This window comes from Flavobacterium sp., assembly GCF_049240005.1.
GTDB lineage: Bacteria > Bacteroidota > Bacteroidia > Flavobacteriales > Flavobacteriaceae > Flavobacterium.
This window is the reverse complement of record NZ_JBMLTK010000124.1, coordinates 18,912-38,026: the sequence shown is the minus strand read 5'-3', so window position 1 is coordinate 38,026 and position 19,115 is coordinate 18,912. Positions and strand designations below refer to the sequence as shown.

The following is a 19,115-nucleotide window of genomic DNA, read 5'->3' as shown; positions in this document are numbered from 1 at the left end:
TTTCTCATAATTACTGTTTAAAATTAATACTATTTTTCTACTTTTAAACAGTTCGGTTTAATGGGAAGCTTACAGGGATGTGATGGCACGCGATTTGGTCCATCATCACAAAAAACAGGTGAAAATGCTTGCTTATCTGGTATCGCGCAAGCATGTGCCCACCAAAATGGGCGCTATGTATTTTGGCACCTGGATAGATGCCAACGGGGAATTTTTCGACACGGCGCATTTCACGGGTAGCCTCAAAGGATATCCTTTCAAAGGAGGTGGCTGCTATCTCCTTTTAGGCACGGTCGAAGTAGATTACCATTTTCCAACCATCACAATCTCAAAGATGGAAAAAATGCCTTTCATCCCTGACCCTCGCTACAGGGAAAGCGATGCTGAAAGCTCGCGTACGCAGCAAAAGCTGCGTGAGGATGTATCGATGACCCAGCGTGCTCCCTATCCGCAGGAGCAGGAAATCGTGCTGCCAAGACATAAAATGGTGTCGGCTGAAAACCTTTAGTGCAAATGCTTTTGGCTTTACCATATACAACAAAGCCCCTGCAATCGCAGGGGCTTCTCTCAGCAAAAGGATTATTACCTTTTGTTTTCTGCAAGCCAGTTGCTAAAAGTTATGATTTCTTCGGACTGCATCTCGATAATTGCATTGGCCATAGCGGACAGCTCACCGTTGCTGCCATGATGCAGGTAAGATGAAGCGCTGTCGATTGCCGCTTGGTGGTGGATGATCATCAGGCTGGCAAAATCATTGTCAATATCTCCTGTTATCATTTGCTGGTCGGCCATGGCATCCATTTTATCCATCCCCATCATTTGCTCTTCCATGAAATCCATATCCATACCGTCAACAGGCAAAGCTGCAAGAATTCCCTGAAGTTCCTGTATTTCCTGCTGCTGTGCCGTGATGATCGCTTGGGCCATTGCCTTCATTTCCGCATTTTTCCCTTTTTCAATCTCAAGGTTAGCCATCGCGATGGCGCCCTGGTGATGCATAATCATCATGGCTGCAAAGTCCACGTCCGGGTCATGCGTCATCTCCATGGACGACATCTCATCCATCATAGAATGCATGACCATCATCATCTCATTGTCATCATGATTTTGCAACTGTACCCCACTGGCCGAATCATCATCCGAGCACGATACCATCAATGAAAAGGCTGCTGCCGTAAATAATAAAATTGGTTTCTTCATAATCTGTTGTTTTTTTGTTGTTAATAATTTAAAATTTAATTGTTTTCGCTAATCATCGTGTTGCATGCCTCGGCACATTCCCTGCACGCATCGGCGCATTCCCTGCAGTGATCCATCCCCATTGCTGCATGCCTGTCGCATTCCTCGGCGCAGGCATTGCATATTTGGGCACAAAGTCGGCAAAGGTCAACACTGTAGCTGCTGCCCAGGCTCATAAGCTCAGCCGCTGCCCTGCATATTGCTGCGCACTCAAGGTCGAGCCTGATGCATTTGGCAAGATGTTTTACCTCTTCTTCACCCAGACACTCGCTCGCGCAATGGTTGCACGCAATGGCACAGGCCAGACAGGCTCTTATGCATTCTTCAAATTTTTTGTGTGACATAGTTATATAATTTAACCCGTAGTGCATTATAAAAAAAGTTGCCCAAAACACTAAAAATTAGTATATTGTATTGACTATCAATCAAATACAATTATGAGCAACCTCGAAGCAAGTTACAAATTAATTTTCAAAGAATTAAGTAAACCCGTAGTGCATTATAAAAAAAGTTGCCCAAAACACTAAAAATTAGTATATTGTATTGACTATCAATCAAATACAATTATGAGCAACCTCGAAGCAAGTTACAAATTAATTTTCAAAGAATTAAGTAAAATTTCAGACGCAGAAAACTTTTACTTCAAACCTATTAAACCAAACCTATCTGATTTAGAATTAATTAGCTTAACTATTTTGGCAGAGTTTAAATCAATCGACTCAGAGCATCAACTTTTTAGAGAAATCAAAGGTTGGGAAATTGAGACTAAAATCGAACGAAGTGTTTACAATAGAAGAAAGCGAAAATTGTTTCCATACATTGAAAAATTAAGAATAAAAATGGCTGAAAAATTTAATGAGTTTGAAAATTATTTTGTAATAGATAGTATGCCTTTAGAAGTATGTAAAATGGCTCGTTCTTCTAGGAGTAAGATTTGTAAAGAAGCAGATTATGCAATTCCTAACAAAGGATTTTGTGCTTCGCAAAATTTACATTTCTATGGTTATAAACTTCATGCTATTTGCACCATTAATGGCGTTTTTCAAAGTTTTGATTTGTCGCCGGCTTCTGTTCATGACATCCATTATTTACAAGATATAAAAACACAACTTTCAGATTGTGTTATACTTGGAGATAAAGGATATCTTTCCCAAACGATTCAACTTGACTTATTTAATGAAGTAAACATTGAATTGGAAACGCCCAAAAGGAAAAATCAGAAAGATTACAAACCTCAGTTTTATCAATTCAAAAAATACAGAAAACGTATAGAAACTTTATTTTCTCAATTATGTGACCAGTTCATGATTAGAAGAAATTATGCAAAGTCTTTCCAAGGTTTTAAAACTAGAATTTTAGCAAAGATTACTACACTAACAACAATTCAATATCTCAATAAATTCGTGTTCAACAGAAATATTAACAACTTAAAAATTAATCTCGTTTAATAATGCACTACGGGTTAGTTCTATAATTTTTCTCATTTATTAATTGAGTTGACACTTCCATTAAAGTTTCACCCGCTAATCCAAAAGGGATTAAATCGAAGAGATCTTTTAAGTTATCTTGGAGGAGAGATAGTTTTGTGTTCAAGGAAGTTTCCTCGTCTTTTAACCTATTTAATTGCTCGAGCGTCATTTGATTTCCCTCTTGAATCAATTTTCGCTGTATTTCATTTGAAGCATTGACTTTCTCTAGCTTTTCGTCATTAATTTTCTGAATAGATTTCTCAATCTCTTCTATTTCAATTTGAGTTTTATCAATGTCGGCAATTATTTGGCTTAGTTCAGACTTCTCCTGAGGTTTAGCTGATTTCTTTCTATATTCGTCTTGAATAGATTCTAGTTGGTCTTTTAAATCCTCATACTTTTTTATGCCTAATACCTCTGTGTATGCTTTACTTAACATTCGCCTTTGGTCAGATTCAGAACGTGGATCAGCAAGAGCAACAATTTTTTCAGCATCAAAAAAGAAAAATTTAGCGATTTCAATAGGAAGAATAAAATCGCGAATAAAAATCTCTTCTCCATCTTGTCTGCCGTCGGTAGTTAAATCTTGAATTAACTCATTTTGAAAACCATCCACAAGAACTTCAACCCTATCACTTGTACTTGTGACAATATCATAGGAACGGGTAATTTTTATTTCGTTGCAAGTTATTTCTGGAATTCTTACATCCTGAAATGTTACAGAAACGGAAAATTTCGTCTCTCCCTCAGCTTTTGCTAACCTATTTAAACTGTTGCCAATATACTTGCCATATCCTCCCTTATCACCAATTTCTTTTTGATAAAGTTCGTCAACATTTTGCATATTTTTACCATAGAGACACCAAACAAGTGACATTAAAAAAGTAGTTTTCCCAAAACCATTTTTACCACTTACTACAATTACATTCTTGTCTTTTTCTGGCGATAAATTGATTTTGTTAACTCCTTTATAAATTCTGAAGTTGTTTAACTCAATTTCCTTTATATACATATTAATTCTCTTTCTTTAGATACTCTTCAATTCGGTTTTCTATATCCTCTTTTAATCCTCTTTTTCTGTTCAAAAGCGATTTGTTTTTTTGAAGCGTTAATAATTCTTGAATTAAGTCAAAATCGGTGGGGTTGTCCTCACACGATTTTTTTAACAACTCTAATTCCTTTTCGTGTTTGTCGTTTTGGTCTTTCATATCCAAATTGATTTTGTAAGCTTTGCAATAAAGGTCTGATACCTTTTGATTAAAAATAAAATCTCTGTACCATATTGTTTGAATGGCAACTAATTCTTGGTTTGTTATCAATTCAATGTGTGGTTTTTCTTTTTGAATTTCTTTTTGAGTTTCAAAAAGTCTTTCTAACACTTTTGCTCTATACCAAGGATAATATGGCCCCATTCCATTTACGGCAGCAGTTCCATTTCTGCGTTCCGGCATTCTGTGTTCAATTATGTTTCGTTCAGCAGCTAATTCATTTCGGAATTTCAGCAACGGTGTTAACCAAGTTAAACCATTTTCAATCAATGCGGACATTGATTTATCTTCTTTAACAACTGTACAAACCCAACATCCAAAACGGCTTTGTCCGCACGATTTGTGTTCTTTGTTGGTCACAACCGTTGGACACTCATAGTCATCTGCACTTGCGTCTGAATAAATTTGAAAAAGTTCTGAATTGTCAGAACCCCAAGGTGATTCCATTTTGTTAATCACATACCAAACTTCTTCTAAACTTAAACTACGAATGGGAGCGTACATATAGGTATTTGGTTGTGTCGGGTGCTTTGTCAAACGCTTTCCTTTTATAGCGTGTTTCTTCATTGATTTAGCACGTTGAGCACTTTCGGCAGACCGTGTTCCAATTAAAATAATTGCTTCTCCAAACTCATTTACTTGTTCGATTAAAAACCTTGATGTTGGTCTGATTTTCAGTCTTTCTGTACACCATCTGAAAGCGTTATTCGGAGCTGGATAGCCACGTCCAATTAAGTTAACCCAAAAGGAATCTTCAAGTCTAGGAATTGTTTTAATTACTCTTATTGGAATGTCCTGTAAAACTGCTGCTTGTTCTATTTTGTCAAGCACACGATATACATATTCAGTAATAACTGGATTTTCAACCATTGTGTCATTACAAATAACATAAATATCACGTTTTACAATTCCTGTCAACTCTTTGATTTGTGAAATTGCTTTCCAGACGAGCTGTAACATTACGGTTGAGTCTTTTCCTCCGCTAAAACCAATTATCCACGGTCTATTTGTTTCGTCCGCATAAACGTATTGGTCAATTATTTCATTTATAATGTTTTGTATAAATTTTGCCATAATTTTCTAGGCGACTAAATTAGTTAGTATTACGCCAGCGTTGGCAAAAAATCGGGCTCTTTTGCTCGCGAAGCATTGGCTCGTGTGATGGGCAAGCAAATCTGCCCCATTGAGCGTTGGCTTTCTTCTTTTTTCATATTGCAGCAAAAATATTCTTTCGTTTCTGTCATATTATTTTTTTATGTTGTTGTCTTTTAGGCTTGTTGCTAACCCAAATACAGGCGAACTTCCTCGTCTTTTCAATCTCCAAAAACCCGCAAATTATTCAATAACATCAAGTTACATCAATGAATCTTCACGCATTTTTGATAAATCAAATCAGATACTCGGCTCACCTTTTGCGACAGCTTTTAAAATTTACTCGTTTTTGTTCCTCGCTAATTTACGCACTTCCCTCCTCCCAAAACTACCTACTTATAGGTATTTTTTACTAAGGTACGCATTTTTTGCAACGATACGTTTTACGCACATTTTCGCACAAGGGGTTGCAACGGAAAGCCGTGACGCGAAACGGCCATTGAAGCTGGTTTTGGTGCAGCGACTGAAAGAAGCTGTGCCAAAACCAAAGCTGAAACGCCGTTGCGTGTTGCGCCTTGTAGTGGAATACCAATTAGATTTATAAAATAGGCCAAAGGAAAAAAGGTTGTTTTTGAGGCAGAACAATGCAAAAAAATGTTGCATAGCAGCGCTACGGAAGATTTTTTTAAAGCAGTTATGGCTTAAAAACATTTTTTTACTGGACTTTTTTATAGGTCTAATTGGTATAGCACCCGACCTGCCGCGCACAGGCACTTCCACTCTATTCTCGCGGCAGGATGTGCCCAAAAAACTGAAGCACTTTTTGGCATTAGCAGCGAATACTACTTTTAATTTGGTTGTTAATATTTTAAAAATTAGTAAACCGATTTTGTAGCAGCTGGTTACTTTTGGCACCATTCGTTGTTTTTAATCCAGGTGACTGTAGCTTGTGAAAAGGAGCAAACGATCCATTAAATCAAAAAATACCTTTGTATGCGTAAAGTTTTTGTTGCCGTTTATTTGTTCATTACGCAGTGGCTCAGTGCCCAAACCAACGAGACCCTGCGCTGGATTGATGCGCATGCTGTTCCGTTAACCGATGTTTCGGCTGACAAACCGCTACAGAATTTCTCGCAAAACGCATCGTTGCGCTTTCAAAACGCAAAGATTTTTGGTTTTGGAGAAGCCACGCATCACGGCAAAGAGTTTTTTGATGTGAAGTCTAAATTTTTTAAATATCTTGTAGAAAATCAAGGTATTAGAGTTTTTATTCTCGAAGACAATTATCCGATTGAAGCACCAATAAACAACTGGCTTAGCGGCGGTTCGGCAACTAAAAAAGAAATTGCCAACTCATTTACCTTGGCGCCGTGGTATTGTCAGGAAGTCGTTGACTTACTCGAATGGATGCGCAATTTTAACCAAGGAAAACCTACAGACCAACAAATACGCGTGTACGGAATGGATATTCAGGTGGTTTCGAACATCAATACTGAAATTCGTGAAGCCGTTGCAAAATATAAGATTGCCGTTCCTGAAAATCTGCTTGCCGTTGTAGATTCTTGCGTCGGCAAAACTGTAAACTACACGAAACGAAACAATTGGGCTGACGAACAAATCCCTCATTTAGATGCAATTGAAAAAATACTACTATCCGAATTAACAAATCGAACTGCTACTGAGCAAGTGGCATTGAAAGCAATCTTACGGGCGTTGAACTACCTAAAAATGTATACGCTTTACGTGCAAAAACCTTACAGTCAGGTGCGCGATTTAAACATGTTTGAAAATACGCGGTACATTGTAGATAATTTTTCTTTGAACGGAAAGGCATTTATCTGGGCCCACAACGATCATGTAAATACGGATGGTTTTGCAAATTATACAAATCGTCCCATTTATAATTTGGGATATCACCTTAGGAAGTTTTACAAAAACGATTACTACAGCGTGGGTTTCGACTTTGGTTCGGGCACCGTTATAGGTTATATCGTTGAATCTAAAGATAATTCGGGCTGGAAAAAATTCACTATTGCCGAATCGCCCTCTGGGACATACGCCGAATTACTAAACAAAGCAAAGTACGACAATTACTTTCTTGACCTTACCGACTTATCCGAGAAAGAAACTAGTTTTTTTAAATCGATAAAAAAGCAATTAATTCTCGGTGGACCAGGCTACAACCCAAAGCGCGATAATTTGTACAAAAAGAAATTTTCCGAAATGTATGATGCCATAATCTTCATCAAAACCATTTCTGTTTCAGATCACGTAATCGACTAATACCTGTTTCAACTTTTCTTTTCCTCGCCGGGACGATACTCGAGTAGATCGGCGGGTTGACAATCGAGCGCTTCACATAAGGATTCTAGCGTACTGAATCGGACGGCTTTTGCTTTTCCTGTTTTTAAGATAGATAGGTTTGAAAGAGTGATATCTACTTTTTCAGACAGCTCATTTAACGACATTTTTCGTTTAGCCATCATTACATCTAAGTTTACAATTATGGGCATATTTATACGGTTAGGTCGTTATCTTGCTGTAATTCAATCCCTTTTCTAAAAATCAAGGCCACGACAAAAAGTATAGCCGACATCATTAGGTAGGCTGCGCTGTCGTTCCAATATCGACCTACGAGTTGCAAATCAAATCCGCGATGCGCTAGCTGTTGCGTAAAACGTTGCGCTAAGAAACAAAGAGCGCCCACGGAAGACGCCTGATACGTGATTTTTAAAAGCAGTTTAGAAATCTCCTCAGTAAACGGATTTACCAACTTTAATACTTTAAACAAGCGCAATACGTAGTAAAACGTAACGGCTTTTAATACGGCAATACCGATAAGAAATGAAAACAACAGCGAATACAATGCTATACTCTGGTTGTACAGCGCTGCTAAATTTAAGCCTGAATCTAAATTGTGTGCCGCAATGGGTCGGAACAAGCTGTAAACATAATTAAAGACGAGCGTGCCCGCTTGAACGCACAAACCCGCAAATATCAACCAACAAACCAACTGAATTAGGTTCCAAACGAATTTGTTCTTAGAAGTCATAATTATCATTTTAATATTTTGGTCAAAGATATATATTTATTGTTTATCAATAAAAAATAATTGTTTAAAAATTAAAATAAATTGTTTTACAGAAAACAATTAGAATGAAATACCATTCAAATGCGTTTGCTTTGGAGTTACCGCTTGCCGTTTCCTTTCTTGAATTTTTGCGATTGTTAGCATTGGGCTGTTTCTATTTATTATGACTTGTCATTTGAATTTTACTTCTAACTAAAAAGCCTGAATTCAAGTTTGTAACTTAAATTCAGGCTTTAAAAAGTATATAAAACGTTCTTACTGCTTTGTGAACGGAATTGTGCGTCCTTGAACACTGATGTTCGCGGTTTTTCCGTCTTCTAAAAACTCAACGGTTAAACCAGCTTCCGGAAATGAATACTTGTTTGGTCCTATCGATTGAATTGGGAACTTCCCTTGACCTACTACTTCGATGTTTAGCTCATCGTCTTCATTAGTGAAGGTTAAAGTTACGGGAGCTTTATCGCTTTTGTACGTTCCGAGGAATTTCTCCAAGTCTGGTGCTTTTTCGATTTCACCGGTTACCGAGTTCCAAAGGTTATTTGCCGGATTGCTGTCTGGCAAAACTTTGTCGGGATCTAACATGATGTTTCCAATTTCCTCGGTAGAATTTGCTTTGAACGTCCACTCCTTATTGCGTTGCCAGATATCTACTGGTAATTTCACTGTAAGCGATCCGCCCGACTTGTACGTAATTTTGCACGTAACCGGCATAGCCATTTGCTGAAGGTTTTCGATGGTGATAATCGAACCTTGTTTAGGATCGTTTTTCGGATATTTTATTTTTACAATCTTTTGGTCGAGTTTCCAATTATTCTTGAACCAAGCGCGCCAAAACCAAGATAAGTCTTCGCCGGCAACGTTTTCCATGGTTCTGAAGAAATCGTACGGAGTTGGATGTTTGTATGCCCAACGCTCAATGTATGTTTTAAATGCTTTATCAAAGCGCTCTTCTCCAAGCACCTGTGTGCGCAATAGTTCGAGTGCAGTCGATGGCTTTTCGTAGGCTAATAAACCTAAGTTGCGCTCTTGTAAGTTATCTGGCGCTACCATTACAGGCTCCAAGTCTTTTCCTGTAAGTATTTCAGCAATGGCATGACGATCTGGTTTCGGATTATCGTATTCGCCACCATTAAAAGCAGCTGTACTTAAACTATTGATAAACGTATTGAAACCCTCGTCTTGCCAAGCGTACATACGCTCGTTGCTTCCTACGATCATCGGGAACCAAATATGACCAAATTCATGATCGGTTACGCCCCATAAAGCTGCTTTTTTCGCTTCCGCTTCACAGAAAACAATTGCCGGATATTCCATTCCGCCAACGACACCCGCAACATTTACCGCTACTGGATACGGATATGGAAACCACTTCTCTGAGTAATGCTCTATTGACGCTTTGGTGTATTCGGTTGATCTTCCCCAACCGTCGTTATCTTTAACTTCTGCTGGATAAGCCGAAATCGCCATTGATTTTTTCCCTCCTGGAAGATTGATTCGAGCAGCATCAACAACAAATGAAGCCGATGACGCCCAAGCAATATCGCGTGAATTCTTCAATACATATTTCCACGTAAGTGTACTTTTACCTGTAGGTCGCGAATTTGCATTCGAAACTTCTTCTGCTGTGCGTATCAAAACCGTTTTATCAGACGCGGCAGCTGCTGTCCATCGTTTTTGCTGCTCGGCTGTGTAAACCTCCGAAGGATTTTGCAAGGCACCACCACAAACTACAATGTGATTTGCTGGCGCAGTAATGCTCAGGTTAAAATCGCCGTATTCCAAATAAAATTCGCCAGCACCGAGATACGGTAAAGTATTCCATCCTGAAATATCGTCGTACACACAAAGTTTCGGATACCATTGTGCGATTTGGAAAATGTTACCCGCTGGTGTTTCGTAAATGCCCAGACGATCGCTTCCTTGTTTTGGAATTACGAATGAAAACTCAATTTTCAGCGTAACTTGTCCGCCTTTTGCTTTCAATGCAGCGGGTAAATCAACTTGCATGCGCGTATCGTAAATACGAAAAGGAACTTCTTTTTCAGTGGTAGTTTTACCGACTGTCGATACTACTTTAACGGATTTGATCTTGTGTCCGCCGTCGAACTTCTCACCACGAGATCCGTTGCGACTCCCTTTTAAAGGAACTACTGCATTTCCGCGTGAATCTTCTTTGAAGAGATTTTGTTCCACATACATCCACAAAAACGGCAAATTATCCGGACTGTTATTGGTGTATTTAACGGTTGCTGTTCCAGAAACCGTGCGATTTTGATCGTCGAGTGCTACTTTTAAATCATAGTCGGCGCGATTTTGCCAATACGCATAACCTGGAGCTCCCGAAGTACTTCTCGTTCCCGACGGATGATCTGTGTAAAATCCCGGACCAAACGTTTCGTTGTAGTTGTAAACCGATTCCTCTTTTTCTTGCGCCTGGAGTTGAAAGAAAAGCACACAAGCTAAGAGCACATAATACCTTAATGTCATATCAATTAGATTTTTACAAAGAAAGTAATTTCAAGATTGCACAGCACTTTCCTTCGAAAGAAAATTCACTACTTTTTTTGAACATGCAATAGTCGGTAACGCACTTGCTATTTTACAGGCTAAACAATCCAATTCTCTGCCATTTTACAAGAAAAGAAGTCGATTCGAGAACTGCCCCATGTTGATAACTAACGTTTGAATTTCAAGATTGGAAATATCGGTTTCCTAAGGAAATTGTAGCATAAAATGCACATGATTTTCCATAATACGCAATAAATCAAACGATTGAATTGATTTTAAAATCTTGCTCGGAATTTGGGAATTAAGTTTGAAAAAAGAAGAGGCATTCTGAAACAGATTAATATATTTGTTGCAGACATACGTTTATGGATCAATTCGTCGTTTCTGCTCGCAAATACCGCCCAACTACGTTCAAAGATGTAGTTGGCCAAGAGGCTGTTACCTCCACTTTGTTGCGTGCCATCGAAACCAATCATCTGGCGCAGGCGTTGCTATTTACGGGTCCCCGTGGTGTTGGAAAAACAACCTGCGCGCGAATTCTAGCCCGAAAAGTAAATCAGCCCGATTACGACGATCCGAATGAAGACTTTTCATTCAACGTATTTGAGCTCGATGCGGCGTCGAATAACTCGGTAGACGACATTCGAATGCTTACAGAGCAAGTGCGTATACCGCCGCAAACCGGAAAATATAAGGTGTATATCATCGACGAGGTGCACATGCTCTCGCTGGCAGCTTTCAACGCGTTTTTAAAAACCTTGGAAGAACCGCCTTCCTACGCTATTTTCATCTTAGCGACTACCGAGAAACATAAAGTTTTGCCAACCATTTTATCGCGTTGCCAAATATTTGATTTCAAACGCATAACCGTAACTGATGCAAAAAATTATCTAGCTGAAGTAGCTAAAAGTCAGAATGTTACTTTTGAAGACGAAGCCTTGCAAATCATTGCTCAAAAAGCCGATGGTGCTATGCGCGACGCTTTGTCGATTTTTGATCGTGTAGTTACTTACGCCGGAAATCATCTGAGTCGAAAAGCTGTTAGCGAAAACCTAAACGTTTTAGATTACGATGTGTATCTGGAAATGACTGAAAATCTGCGTCAAGCTAATATTCCTGCGGCATTAATTCAGTTCAACGATATTTTAAGTCGCGGTTTCGATAGCCATCAATTTATCATTGGTTTGGGTTTACATTTTCGCGATTTACTTATGGTGAAAAATCCGGGAACGCTCGATTTAATTGAAGCTGGCGAACTTACCAAACAAAAATATGCCGCACAATCGCAAACAGTAACGGTAGATTTCTTGTTGCGCGCTATCGACTTGGCAAATGCGGCCGATTTAAACTTCAAATCGTCTCAAAATCAGCGATTACTACTCGAACTTTGCCTGATGCAAATTTGTTCGCTTACTGCCGACCCTGAAAAAAAAAATCTAGGTTTTTCATAATTCCGCCTAACGGTGGGTTAGCTGCACAAGAAACGCCCGCAGTTAGCAACCAAAGTACACCAACTGAGACTCCTGTCGTTACTTCTGCCCAAGTCGAAAATCAAGCAGCAGAAATAGCAAAACAAGCTGCACCGAGTAGTCCGCCAACACCCGCAGTAGCAAGCGGCTCGTATGTTTCGGCAACGTCATTAAAAGCCTTAGCGTTAAAAAAAGAACTGCAAAAAGCAGCGGGATTGGAACTCCGACCATCGACCGATATACATCTGCGCGAATCGTTTACGGAAACAGATTTTCGCATTTACTGGTCGAAATACGCGCAGAAATTAGGGGATAGTGGACACAAAATTGCCGAATCGTTACTGCTGATGAACGAACCGCGCTTAGAAGGAACGCAAGTTTTTGTGACTTTTCCGAACGAAGGTTCGAAGCTCGATTTTGAAAAGGAAATTCCAGCACTTTTGGGCTATTTGCGCGGACATTTAAAAAATCACGACATCGACATCGAAGTTGCGGTTAATGAAAATGCAAAGCCAAAGCGTTATATTACGCCTCAAGACAAGTACAATCGTTTGGTAGAAATTAATCCGTTGCTTGACAAGCTGCGCAGAACCTTCGATTTAGAATTGGATTAAATGGAGCGGTTTTGTGGATTCGAACGACAATAACGACAAAATAGCTTTGACCTTCAAAGTAAGCGTATCGTTTTTTGATTTTGGGCAATGCGCCGCAACGATTTTGCTTCAACGAAAATGAGTGCCAGCGGCGCCCGCGCTTTCTGCTGCAACTCCTCGCTTCGTCGTGCCTCCTCGCTGTGGGGTTTTCGCGTCAATCGCTATTGCGGGAGCAATCCTCAGCGACGTTCACCACTTAACGCATCGTTTTTTGGGAAGCTAGTCCCGATAGCCATCGGGAGAGAAACGAGAAACGAGAAGCGAGAAGCGAGACTCGATAAATTCGCCACTTTACGTATCGTTTTGCCCAACTGAACCCAGGTATTGCCGGTGCCTGAGCTTGTCGAAGGCTTATTTAGAAGATAGAAGTTAGTCCCGATAGCTATCGGGATCGCGACGTTCACCACTTTACGTTTCGTTTTGCCCAACTAATCCACAATTCGTCGGTGCCTGAGCTTGTCGAAGGCTTATTTAGAAGATAGAAGCTAGTCCCGATAGCTATCGGGATCGCGACGTTCACCACTTTACGTTTCGTTTTGCCCAACTAATCCACAATTCGTCGGTGCCTGAGCTTGTCGAAGGCTTATTTAGAAGATAGAAGCTAGTCCCGATAGCTATCGGGATCGCGACGTTCACCACTTTACGTATCGTTTTGCCCAAATAATCCACAATTCGTCGGTCGGTGCCTGAGCTTGTAGAAGGCTAATGGAGATTTTTGTATTAAGACTTGAGTCCCGATAGCTATCGGGAAAGACTTCGATAAATTCACCACTTTACGTATCGTTTTTCCCAACTAATCCGCAATTCGTAGGTGGGTACCTGAGCTTGTCGAAGGCAGCTTGTCGAAGGCCAATCTCCCAATCTTTAAATCTTTTAATCTTTTAATCTCGAAATCTTTTAACATGCACCTTTCCCGCGCGAACGGGTGCAGCGATATCCTTTTTTGCGCTTCGGTATTTCCACTACTTTTTTGGCAAAAAAGATAAAGCGGAACACGTGACGGCGTGCACACTTTTTGCGCAGCGACGACTCGTTTGCCGGCGCGCCCAAATTATCTAAAGAATTATTCTAACTGGCATGATTATTGAGCATTTAGGAATCGTCGGGATGTATATCCCCACTCCTTCCCTACTTGGGAGCAACTATATATCAAGATCGCGGACTACGGTTCGCGATTTTTTTTATCGGTGTCGTCCTCAAACTTAAAATTTCGAAGTTGCGGAACCTTAGCAAACGTAAACAATACCACGCCCAAGGTGATGCATCCGCCAACGACAACAGCCCGAACCGTTCCCAGCCAATGCGCCATTAAACCACTTTCGAAATCGCCCAACTCATTCGAAGAACTAACAAACATGGTATTAACCGCTGCCACTCTGCCACGCATGTGATCGGGAGTGGTGAGCTGTAAAATAATCGAACGAATAACAACCGAAACAGCGTCGAACATACCCGATAATACCAACATAGCAAGCGACAGATAGAAATTTTTCGAAATTCCAAAAATGATGATGCTCACGGCAAAACCGCCCACACACCAAAACAATTTTATGCCGGGTTTGGTTTTTAGAGGCAGAAACGCCAGCAATCCTAACGTAAGTAAGGCACCAATTCCGGGAGCGGCCCGCAGTATGCCGTAACCCATATCGCTAATGAACAAAATCTCTTTTTGATATACCGGAAGTAGCGCGATCGCACCTCCAAACAGCACCGAAAACAAATCGAGACACAAAGCAGAAAACAAAACCGGCGTTTTAAACACAAATTGTAAGCCTTCGCGAACGCTGCGCAAAACCGGCTCTTTTACCAAAACTTCGTGCGCTTGTGGCTTTATCGACATCGTTACTAGCAGCATGACGACCTGAACGGCAACAATAAAAATCAACGCGTTTTCGATTCCGAGTAACGCAATAGAAAATCCGGCGGTTAAGGGTCCGATTACCGCACCAAGTTGCCAAGACATAGACGACCACGACGTAGCGTTCGGATACAGCGACTTGGGCATGATTTTTCCAAAAAGTGAAAACATAGACGGACTATAAAATGCGCGCAGTACGCCGCCTAAAAAGACCAAAACAAATATGAAAACCACTTGCAGCGAACGATCTGCAAACGGAAAATACGCTACGCCAACCAACAGTACGCTAACAAGTATGTAACCTAAAATACAAGCAAGTACCATTTTTCTTTTCTCAGTATGATCGACGATATAGCCCGAAAAAAACGATATGCCAACGGCTGGAATTACCTCCGCCAAACCTATTAATCCGAGTGTTAGCTTATCTTTTGTTAATTCGTAAATCCAGTAGAAAATGATGGTGGTTTGCATGTTTAGTGAAAAAACCACTCCAAATCGGCTTGCTAGAAATATTTGAAATTCGCGAAGCAGCAGCGACGGATTTTTCTCGAAAAAAGATTGTTTCATAAATTGGTTGTCAGGTTTTTCACCATCACAAAATCTTCCATTAAATACCCTTTTCCAATGGCAATATCGACCGTTTCAGAAATTTTAAAACCACATTTTATGTAAAAATGCTGTGCTGGATTAAATCGATTTACGTTTAACTCGATTGTAAATTGTTGTTGTTCTTTAAGATAGCACTCAACTTCTTGCCAAACTTTTTGTCCGATTCCTTTGCCTTGCGTTGCTGTTGCAAGGTACAACTTATGTAAACGGGCGTTCCCTGCTGTTTTGTAATCGCATTGAACAGCTAGAAATCCGATTGTTTCTTCGTGTTGACGAATGAGAAAGAACGCTTGTCCGTTTTGCATTTGCGCGTATAAACTTTCTTCGGTATAAAACAAATCGAGCATGTACGTGATTTGTTGTTGCGAAAGAATACTGCCGTAACAATCGGGCCAAATCTCGCACGCTAGAGTTTTTATACTTGGTATATCGGCAGCAGAGGCGGCAATTAACTGCACGCTACTCATCCGTGGATCGCTTGTTTTGTACCGTAGTTTGCGATTACGGAAGCTTCGTAATCAAGCCATTCGCGCCAGCGTTTTTCGACATCGATTCCTTGTCCGTATTTTCTTGCGTAGTGAATAAAAGTGGTGTAATGCTGTGCTTCACTTTCCATAAGTTCGCGATAAAATGCGGCCAGTTCGGGATCGGGAATGTGTTCCGATAAAACTTTAAAACGTTCGCAGCTGCGGGCTTCGATCATAGCTGAAAACAGCATACGTTCCACAAAACCCGAAACACGGCTGCCGTTATTTTGTTGCTTCATGTATTTGGCGAGCTCGCCTACATAATCGTCTTTACGCTCCCGACCCAAAGTAAGTCCGCGTTTTTTAATCATTTCGTGAACTTGTTCAAAATGATCGATTTCCTCTTTGGCTACGCGCAACATATCGGTAACTAAATCCTGATATTCGGAATTAATCGTAATAATAGTAATGGCGTTCGATGCCGCCTTTTGTTCGCACCAGGCGTGATCGGTTAAAATTTCTTCAATATTCTCGTATGCAATATCAACCCAACGCGGATCGGTTGGCAATTGCAAGCGCATCATCGACATAAATTTTCTCTTTAAAATACAAACATGGCTCTTTCGCTCATCATTTCATTCACTTCTTCTGCGACAGCTTCCAAAACAGCTTCATTTTCGTGATTCATGATTACGCGATCGATCAAATCAACAATAGTACTCATATCCGACTCTACCAAACCACGTGTGGTAATGGCCGGAGTTCCGATTCGAATTCCAGAAGTTATGAACGGCGATTTGTCATCGAACGGAACCATATTCTTATTCACGGTAATTTCGGCTTTTACCAATGCGTTTTCGGCTTGCTTTCCGGTGATGTTTTTGTTTCGTAAATCGATAAGCATCATGTGATTATCCGTTCCGCCGGAAATAAGATGATATCCTTTTTCTACAAAACAACGTGCCATTTCTTTTGCATTGCGCTGTACTTGTAAGGTGTAACGGAAAAACTCGTCGGTTAACGCTTCACCAAATGCCACCGCTTTTGCAGCGATGATGTGCATTAACGGTCCGCCTTGATTGCCTGGAAATACCGATAAATCCAACAAATTCGACATCATTTTCAAATCGCCTTTTGGTGTTTTGAGTCCAAACGGATTTTCAAAATCTTGTCCCATCATAATCATACCTCCACGCGGACCACGTAGGGTTTTGTGCGTGGTTGTGGTTACGATATGACAGTGCGGAATTGGGTCGTTCAACAATCCTTTGGCAATTAAACCTGCTGGATGTGAAATATCGCCCAATAAAAGTGCGCCACAAGCGTCGGCGATTTCTCTAAATCGTTTAAAATCCATGTCACGCGTGTACGCCGAAGCTCCAGCGATGATCATTTTAGGCTGTTCGCGCATAGCAATTTCTTCGATTTTATTGTAATCGAACTGCCCTGTTTCGGCTTCTACACCGTAAAAGGCGGGCTTGTACAATTTTCCCGAGAAATTTACTGGCGAACCGTGCGTTAAGTGTCCTCCGTGAGACAAATCGAATCCCAAAATCTTGTCGCCCGGTTGCAAGCAAGCTGCATAAACAGCGGTGTTTGCTTGAGAACCTGAGTGTGGTTGCACGTTTGCATACGCAGCACCGAACAAAGCTTTCGCACGATCGATGGCAATTTGCTCGACGATGTCGACAACTTCGCAGCCGCCGTAATAGCGTTTACCGGGATATCCTTCTGCATATTTATTGGTCAAACAAGAACCTGCAGCTTCCATAACTTGGTCGCTTACAAAGTTTTCTGAAGCAATTAATTCGATACCGTGCAGCTGACGGTCTTGCTCATCCATAATCAAATCGAAAATCTCACGATCTTGTTGCATAACAGCTAAAATTTTATTGTGCTCAAAAGTACGAATTTGGTTTTTTTAATTGGTAAGAAATAATACATTTGAGCACGTTTCTCAATAAAAAATCTATGCCAATTACTGCAAATAATCCGAATAGAAAATCTTGGTTAGCTGTTGCTCCAGAAAGCGATTTCCCGATTCAAAACATTCCTTTTGGTGTTTTCTTAACCAAGGATGATGTGATTACAATCGGTACACGAATTGGCGATTACGCCATCGATTTAGGCGCGCTTCAAGCACTTAACTACTTTGCAGGCATTGAGTTAACCGACGATATGTTCATGCAAGATACGCTCAATGATTTTATCAGCGACGGAAAAAAGACTTGGCGATTGGTACGCAACAGAATTGCCGACATTTTTGATGAAAACAATCCGGAACTGCGCGATAACGAAGAAGACAAGGAACAGGTTATCTACCATATTTCGGATGTAGAAATGCAATTGCCGGTTCAAATTGGCGATTATACCGACTTTTATTCGAGTCGCGAGCATGCTACAAACGTCGGAAAAATGTTCCGCGACCCTGAAAATGCCTTACTGCCAAACTGGCTTCACATTCCGGTAGGTTATCACGGACGAAGTTCTAGCATCGTACCAAGCGGAATTCCAGTGCATCGACCCATGGGACAAACGCTTCCGGCAGGCGAAAACACACCGCTTTTCGGTCCGAGTCGCACTATTGATTTTGAATTAGAAATGGCGTTTATCACGACAGATGCCAATATTATGGGCGAGAATATTCCAGTTCATGAAGCCGAAGATTACATTTTTGGTATGGTTTTGCTCAACGATTGGAGCGCCCGTGATATCCAGAAATGGGAATACGTTCCGCTAGGACCATTTTTGGCAAAGAATTTTGCGACTTCCATTTCACCGTGGATTGTTACTATGGACGCCTTAGAGCCTTTTCGAACAAAAGGGCCAAAACAAGACCCTACTCCTTTGCCCTACTTGCAACAAAAAGGAAAACACGCATTCGACATTAATCTAACCGTTGAAATAAAACCAGAAAATGCCGAAAGCACAGTGGTTTGCCATTCGAACTTTAAGTATATGTATTGGTCGATGTCGCAGCAATTGGCGCACCATACTTCAAACGGTTGCCGCGTCAATTCGGGCGATATGATGGGAAGCGGTACCATTTCTGGGCCAACTCCCGATTCGTTCGGATCGATGTTGGAATTAACTTGGGGCGGGAAAAATCCGATTAAATTAAACGACGGAACCGAACGTAAATTTATCAACGACAACGACACGGTAATTATGAAAGGTTTTTGTAAAAATGCCGATGTGCGGATCGGATTTGGAGAAGTTTCCTCGAAACTCCTGCCGCCTTTCGTAAGAAGCTAAGTTCCTTAAACTGACGTTCTTTAAAAATCAGCTTTACGTTCTGCGAAAGCTGATTTTTTAATTTAATGCATTAGAAAACAACACTTTAATAGCAAAGAATTCAAATAAAAAAGCATCCATTATTAATGTTGTAGCTT

Annotated in this window: 18 protein-coding genes and 1 pseudogene; 6 read left to right on the top strand and 13 right to left on the bottom strand. The window is 40.5% G+C overall.

Annotated elements, in window-relative coordinates; genetic code table 11:
* Positions 1 to 79: 79 nt before the first annotated feature.
* Positions 80 to 508 (top strand): annotated as a pseudogene (locus ACOVQQ_RS12475) (DNA polymerase III subunit alpha); the annotation flags it as partial.
* Between the two features lie 74 nt (positions 509 to 582).
* On the opposite strand, the gene ACOVQQ_RS12470 reads toward ACOVQQ_RS12475, so the two are convergent.
* Together ACOVQQ_RS12470 and ACOVQQ_RS12465 are read right to left on the bottom strand one after the other, a co-directional pair.
* A complete protein-coding gene (locus ACOVQQ_RS12470) occupies positions 583 to 1,200 on the bottom strand; it encodes a DUF305 domain-containing protein (RefSeq protein ID WP_223053826.1) in 618 nt (205 codons plus the stop codon).
* A gap of 35 nt (positions 1,201 to 1,235) precedes the next feature.
* Complete coding sequence (locus tag ACOVQQ_RS12465) at positions 1,236 to 1,415, bottom strand: four-helix bundle copper-binding protein (protein WP_421818486.1); 180 nt, start codon at positions 1,413 to 1,415, stop codon at positions 1,236 to 1,238.
* A gap of 390 nt (positions 1,416 to 1,805) precedes the next feature.
* On the opposite strand from ACOVQQ_RS12465, the gene ACOVQQ_RS12460 reads away from it, so the two are divergent.
* Positions 1,806 to 2,687, top strand: a complete 882-nt coding sequence (locus ACOVQQ_RS12460; protein ID WP_421818484.1) for an IS982 family transposase — start codon at positions 1,806 to 1,808, stop codon at positions 2,685 to 2,687.
* Between the two features lie 7 nt (positions 2,688 to 2,694).
* On the opposite strand, the gene ACOVQQ_RS12455 is transcribed toward ACOVQQ_RS12460, so the two are convergent.
* From ACOVQQ_RS12455 to ACOVQQ_RS12440, 4 genes are all read right to left on the bottom strand, one after another.
* Positions 2,695 to 3,720, bottom strand: a complete 1,026-nt coding sequence (locus ACOVQQ_RS12455; RefSeq protein ID WP_421818483.1) for an AAA family ATPase — start codon at positions 3,718 to 3,720, stop codon at positions 2,695 to 2,697.
* A 1-nt stretch (position 3,721) separates the two neighbouring features.
* Positions 3,722 to 5,050 carry a DNA phosphorothioation system sulfurtransferase DndC gene (dndC, locus tag ACOVQQ_RS12450; RefSeq protein WP_421818482.1) on the bottom strand — a complete coding sequence of 443 codons (1,329 nt, stop codon included), beginning with the start codon at positions 5,048 to 5,050 and terminating at the stop codon, positions 3,722 to 3,724.
* A gap of 29 nt (positions 5,051 to 5,079) precedes the next feature.
* A complete protein-coding gene (locus ACOVQQ_RS12445) occupies positions 5,080 to 5,220 on the bottom strand; it encodes a hypothetical protein (RefSeq protein WP_421818481.1) in 141 nt (46 codons plus the stop codon).
* A gap of 244 nt (positions 5,221 to 5,464) precedes the next feature.
* Complete coding sequence (locus ACOVQQ_RS12440; protein WP_421818480.1) at positions 5,465 to 5,986, bottom strand: hypothetical protein; 522 nt, start codon at positions 5,984 to 5,986, stop codon at positions 5,465 to 5,467.
* Between the two features lie 75 nt (positions 5,987 to 6,061).
* Here ACOVQQ_RS12440 and ACOVQQ_RS12435 point away from each other — a divergent pair, with 75 nt between their 5' ends.
* Positions 6,062 to 7,351 (top strand): erythromycin esterase family protein, encoded by a 1,290-nt coding sequence (locus ACOVQQ_RS12435; protein ID WP_421818479.1) that lies wholly within the window; start codon positions 6,062 to 6,064, stop codon positions 7,349 to 7,351.
* Between the two features lie 8 nt (positions 7,352 to 7,359).
* Here ACOVQQ_RS12435 and ACOVQQ_RS12430 read toward each other — a convergent pair whose 3' ends face one another.
* The 3 genes from ACOVQQ_RS12430 to ACOVQQ_RS12420 all read right to left on the bottom strand — a co-directional run bounded on the left by ACOVQQ_RS12430 (position 7,360) and on the right by ACOVQQ_RS12420 (position 10,646).
* Positions 7,360 to 7,581 (bottom strand): helix-turn-helix domain-containing protein, encoded by a 222-nt coding sequence (locus tag ACOVQQ_RS12430; protein WP_094487447.1) that lies wholly within the window; start codon positions 7,579 to 7,581, stop codon positions 7,360 to 7,362.
* A gap of 2 nt (positions 7,582 to 7,583) precedes the next feature.
* Positions 7,584 to 8,120, bottom strand: coding sequence for a DUF2975 domain-containing protein (locus ACOVQQ_RS12425; RefSeq protein WP_421818478.1), 537 nt, complete (start codon positions 8,118 to 8,120; stop codon positions 7,584 to 7,586).
* 294 nt (positions 8,121 to 8,414) lie between these two features.
* A complete protein-coding gene (locus ACOVQQ_RS12420; protein ID WP_421818477.1) occupies positions 8,415 to 10,646 on the bottom strand; it encodes a M1 family metallopeptidase in 2,232 nt (743 codons plus the stop codon).
* A gap of 386 nt (positions 10,647 to 11,032) precedes the next feature.
* Here ACOVQQ_RS12420 and dnaX point away from each other — a divergent pair, with 386 nt between their 5' ends.
* Positions 11,033 to 12,118: a DNA polymerase III subunit gamma/tau gene (gene dnaX / locus ACOVQQ_RS12415; RefSeq protein WP_421818476.1), complete on the top strand. Its 1,086-nt coding sequence runs from the start codon at positions 11,033 to 11,035 to the stop codon at positions 12,116 to 12,118.
* A gap of 233 nt (positions 12,119 to 12,351) precedes the next feature.
* Complete coding sequence (locus tag ACOVQQ_RS12410) at positions 12,352 to 12,750, top strand: hypothetical protein (protein ID WP_421818475.1); 399 nt, start codon at positions 12,352 to 12,354, stop codon at positions 12,748 to 12,750.
* 1,201 nt (positions 12,751 to 13,951) lie between these two features.
* Here the strand turns inward: ACOVQQ_RS12410 and ACOVQQ_RS12405 are convergent.
* Genes ACOVQQ_RS12405 through glyA form a run of 4 tightly spaced genes read right to left on the bottom strand, consistent with a single transcriptional unit; the run spans position 13,952 to position 17,599 of the window.
* The gene (locus ACOVQQ_RS12405) at positions 13,952 to 15,214 is read right to left on the bottom strand and encodes an MFS transporter (RefSeq protein ID WP_421818474.1); all 1,263 of its coding nucleotides are present in this window, start codon (positions 15,212 to 15,214) and stop codon (positions 13,952 to 13,954) included.
* On the bottom strand, positions 15,211 to 15,723 hold the full coding sequence (locus tag ACOVQQ_RS12400; protein ID WP_421818473.1) for a GNAT family N-acetyltransferase: 513 nt from the start codon (positions 15,721 to 15,723) through the stop codon (positions 15,211 to 15,213). Before ACOVQQ_RS12400 ends, ACOVQQ_RS12405 begins: the two co-directional genes overlap by 4 nt.
* Positions 15,720 to 16,307, bottom strand: coding sequence for a tRNA-(ms[2]io[6]A)-hydroxylase (locus tag ACOVQQ_RS12395; RefSeq protein ID WP_165764417.1), 588 nt, complete (start codon positions 16,305 to 16,307; stop codon positions 15,720 to 15,722). The genes ACOVQQ_RS12400 and ACOVQQ_RS12395 overlap by 4 nt, the downstream gene beginning before the upstream one ends.
* Before the next feature lie 17 nt (positions 16,308 to 16,324).
* Complete coding sequence (glyA, locus tag ACOVQQ_RS12390) at positions 16,325 to 17,599, bottom strand: serine hydroxymethyltransferase (RefSeq protein WP_421818472.1); 1,275 nt, start codon at positions 17,597 to 17,599, stop codon at positions 16,325 to 16,327.
* Between the two features lie 95 nt (positions 17,600 to 17,694).
* Here glyA and fahA point away from each other — a divergent pair, with 95 nt between their 5' ends.
* Positions 17,695 to 18,978, top strand: coding sequence for a fumarylacetoacetase (gene fahA, locus ACOVQQ_RS12385; RefSeq protein ID WP_298148511.1), 1,284 nt, complete (start codon positions 17,695 to 17,697; stop codon positions 18,976 to 18,978).
* Positions 18,979 to 19,115 lie beyond the last annotated feature (137 nt).

Coding starts and splice junctions, on each gene's coding strand:
- glyA (WP_421818472.1), bottom strand. CDS start 17,599: ATGCAACAAGATCGTGAGATTTTCGATTTGATTATGGATGAGCAAGAC.
- ACOVQQ_RS12395 (WP_165764417.1), bottom strand. CDS start 16,307: ATGATGCGCTTGCAATTGCCAACCGATCCGCGTTGGGTTGATATTGCA.
- ACOVQQ_RS12400 (WP_421818473.1), bottom strand. CDS start 15,723: ATGAGTAGCGTGCAGTTAATTGCCGCCTCTGCTGCCGATATACCAAGT.
- fahA (WP_298148511.1), top strand. CDS start 17,695: ATGCCAATTACTGCAAATAATCCGAATAGAAAATCTTGGTTAGCTGTT.
- ACOVQQ_RS12445 (WP_421818481.1), bottom strand. CDS start 5,220: ATGACAGAAACGAAAGAATATTTTTGCTGCAATATGAAAAAAGAAGAA.
- ACOVQQ_RS12420 (WP_421818477.1), bottom strand. CDS start 10,646: ATGACATTAAGGTATTATGTGCTCTTAGCTTGTGTGCTTTTCTTTCAA.
- ACOVQQ_RS12425 (WP_421818478.1), bottom strand. CDS start 8,120: ATGACTTCTAAGAACAAATTCGTTTGGAACCTAATTCAGTTGGTTTGT.
- ACOVQQ_RS12405 (WP_421818474.1), bottom strand. CDS start 15,214: ATGAAACAATCTTTTTTCGAGAAAAATCCGTCGCTGCTGCTTCGCGAA.
- ACOVQQ_RS12455 (WP_421818483.1), bottom strand. CDS start 3,720: ATGTATATAAAGGAAATTGAGTTAAACAACTTCAGAATTTATAAAGGA.
- ACOVQQ_RS12465 (WP_421818486.1), bottom strand. CDS start 1,415: ATGAGCCTGGGCAGCAGCTACAGTGTTGACCTTTGCCGACTTTGTGCC.
- ACOVQQ_RS12470 (WP_223053826.1), bottom strand. CDS start 1,200: ATGAAGAAACCAATTTTATTATTTACGGCAGCAGCCTTTTCATTGATG.
- dndC (WP_421818482.1), bottom strand. CDS start 5,050: ATGGCAAAATTTATACAAAACATTATAAATGAAATAATTGACCAATAC.
- dnaX (WP_421818476.1), top strand. CDS start 11,033: ATGGATCAATTCGTCGTTTCTGCTCGCAAATACCGCCCAACTACGTTC.
- ACOVQQ_RS12435 (WP_421818479.1), top strand. CDS start 6,062: ATGCGTAAAGTTTTTGTTGCCGTTTATTTGTTCATTACGCAGTGGCTC.
- ACOVQQ_RS12460 (WP_421818484.1), top strand. CDS start 1,806: ATGAGCAACCTCGAAGCAAGTTACAAATTAATTTTCAAAGAATTAAGT.
- ACOVQQ_RS12440 (WP_421818480.1), bottom strand. CDS start 5,986: ATGGTGCCAAAAGTAACCAGCTGCTACAAAATCGGTTTACTAATTTTT.
- ACOVQQ_RS12430 (WP_094487447.1), bottom strand. CDS start 7,581: ATGCCCATAATTGTAAACTTAGATGTAATGATGGCTAAACGAAAAATG.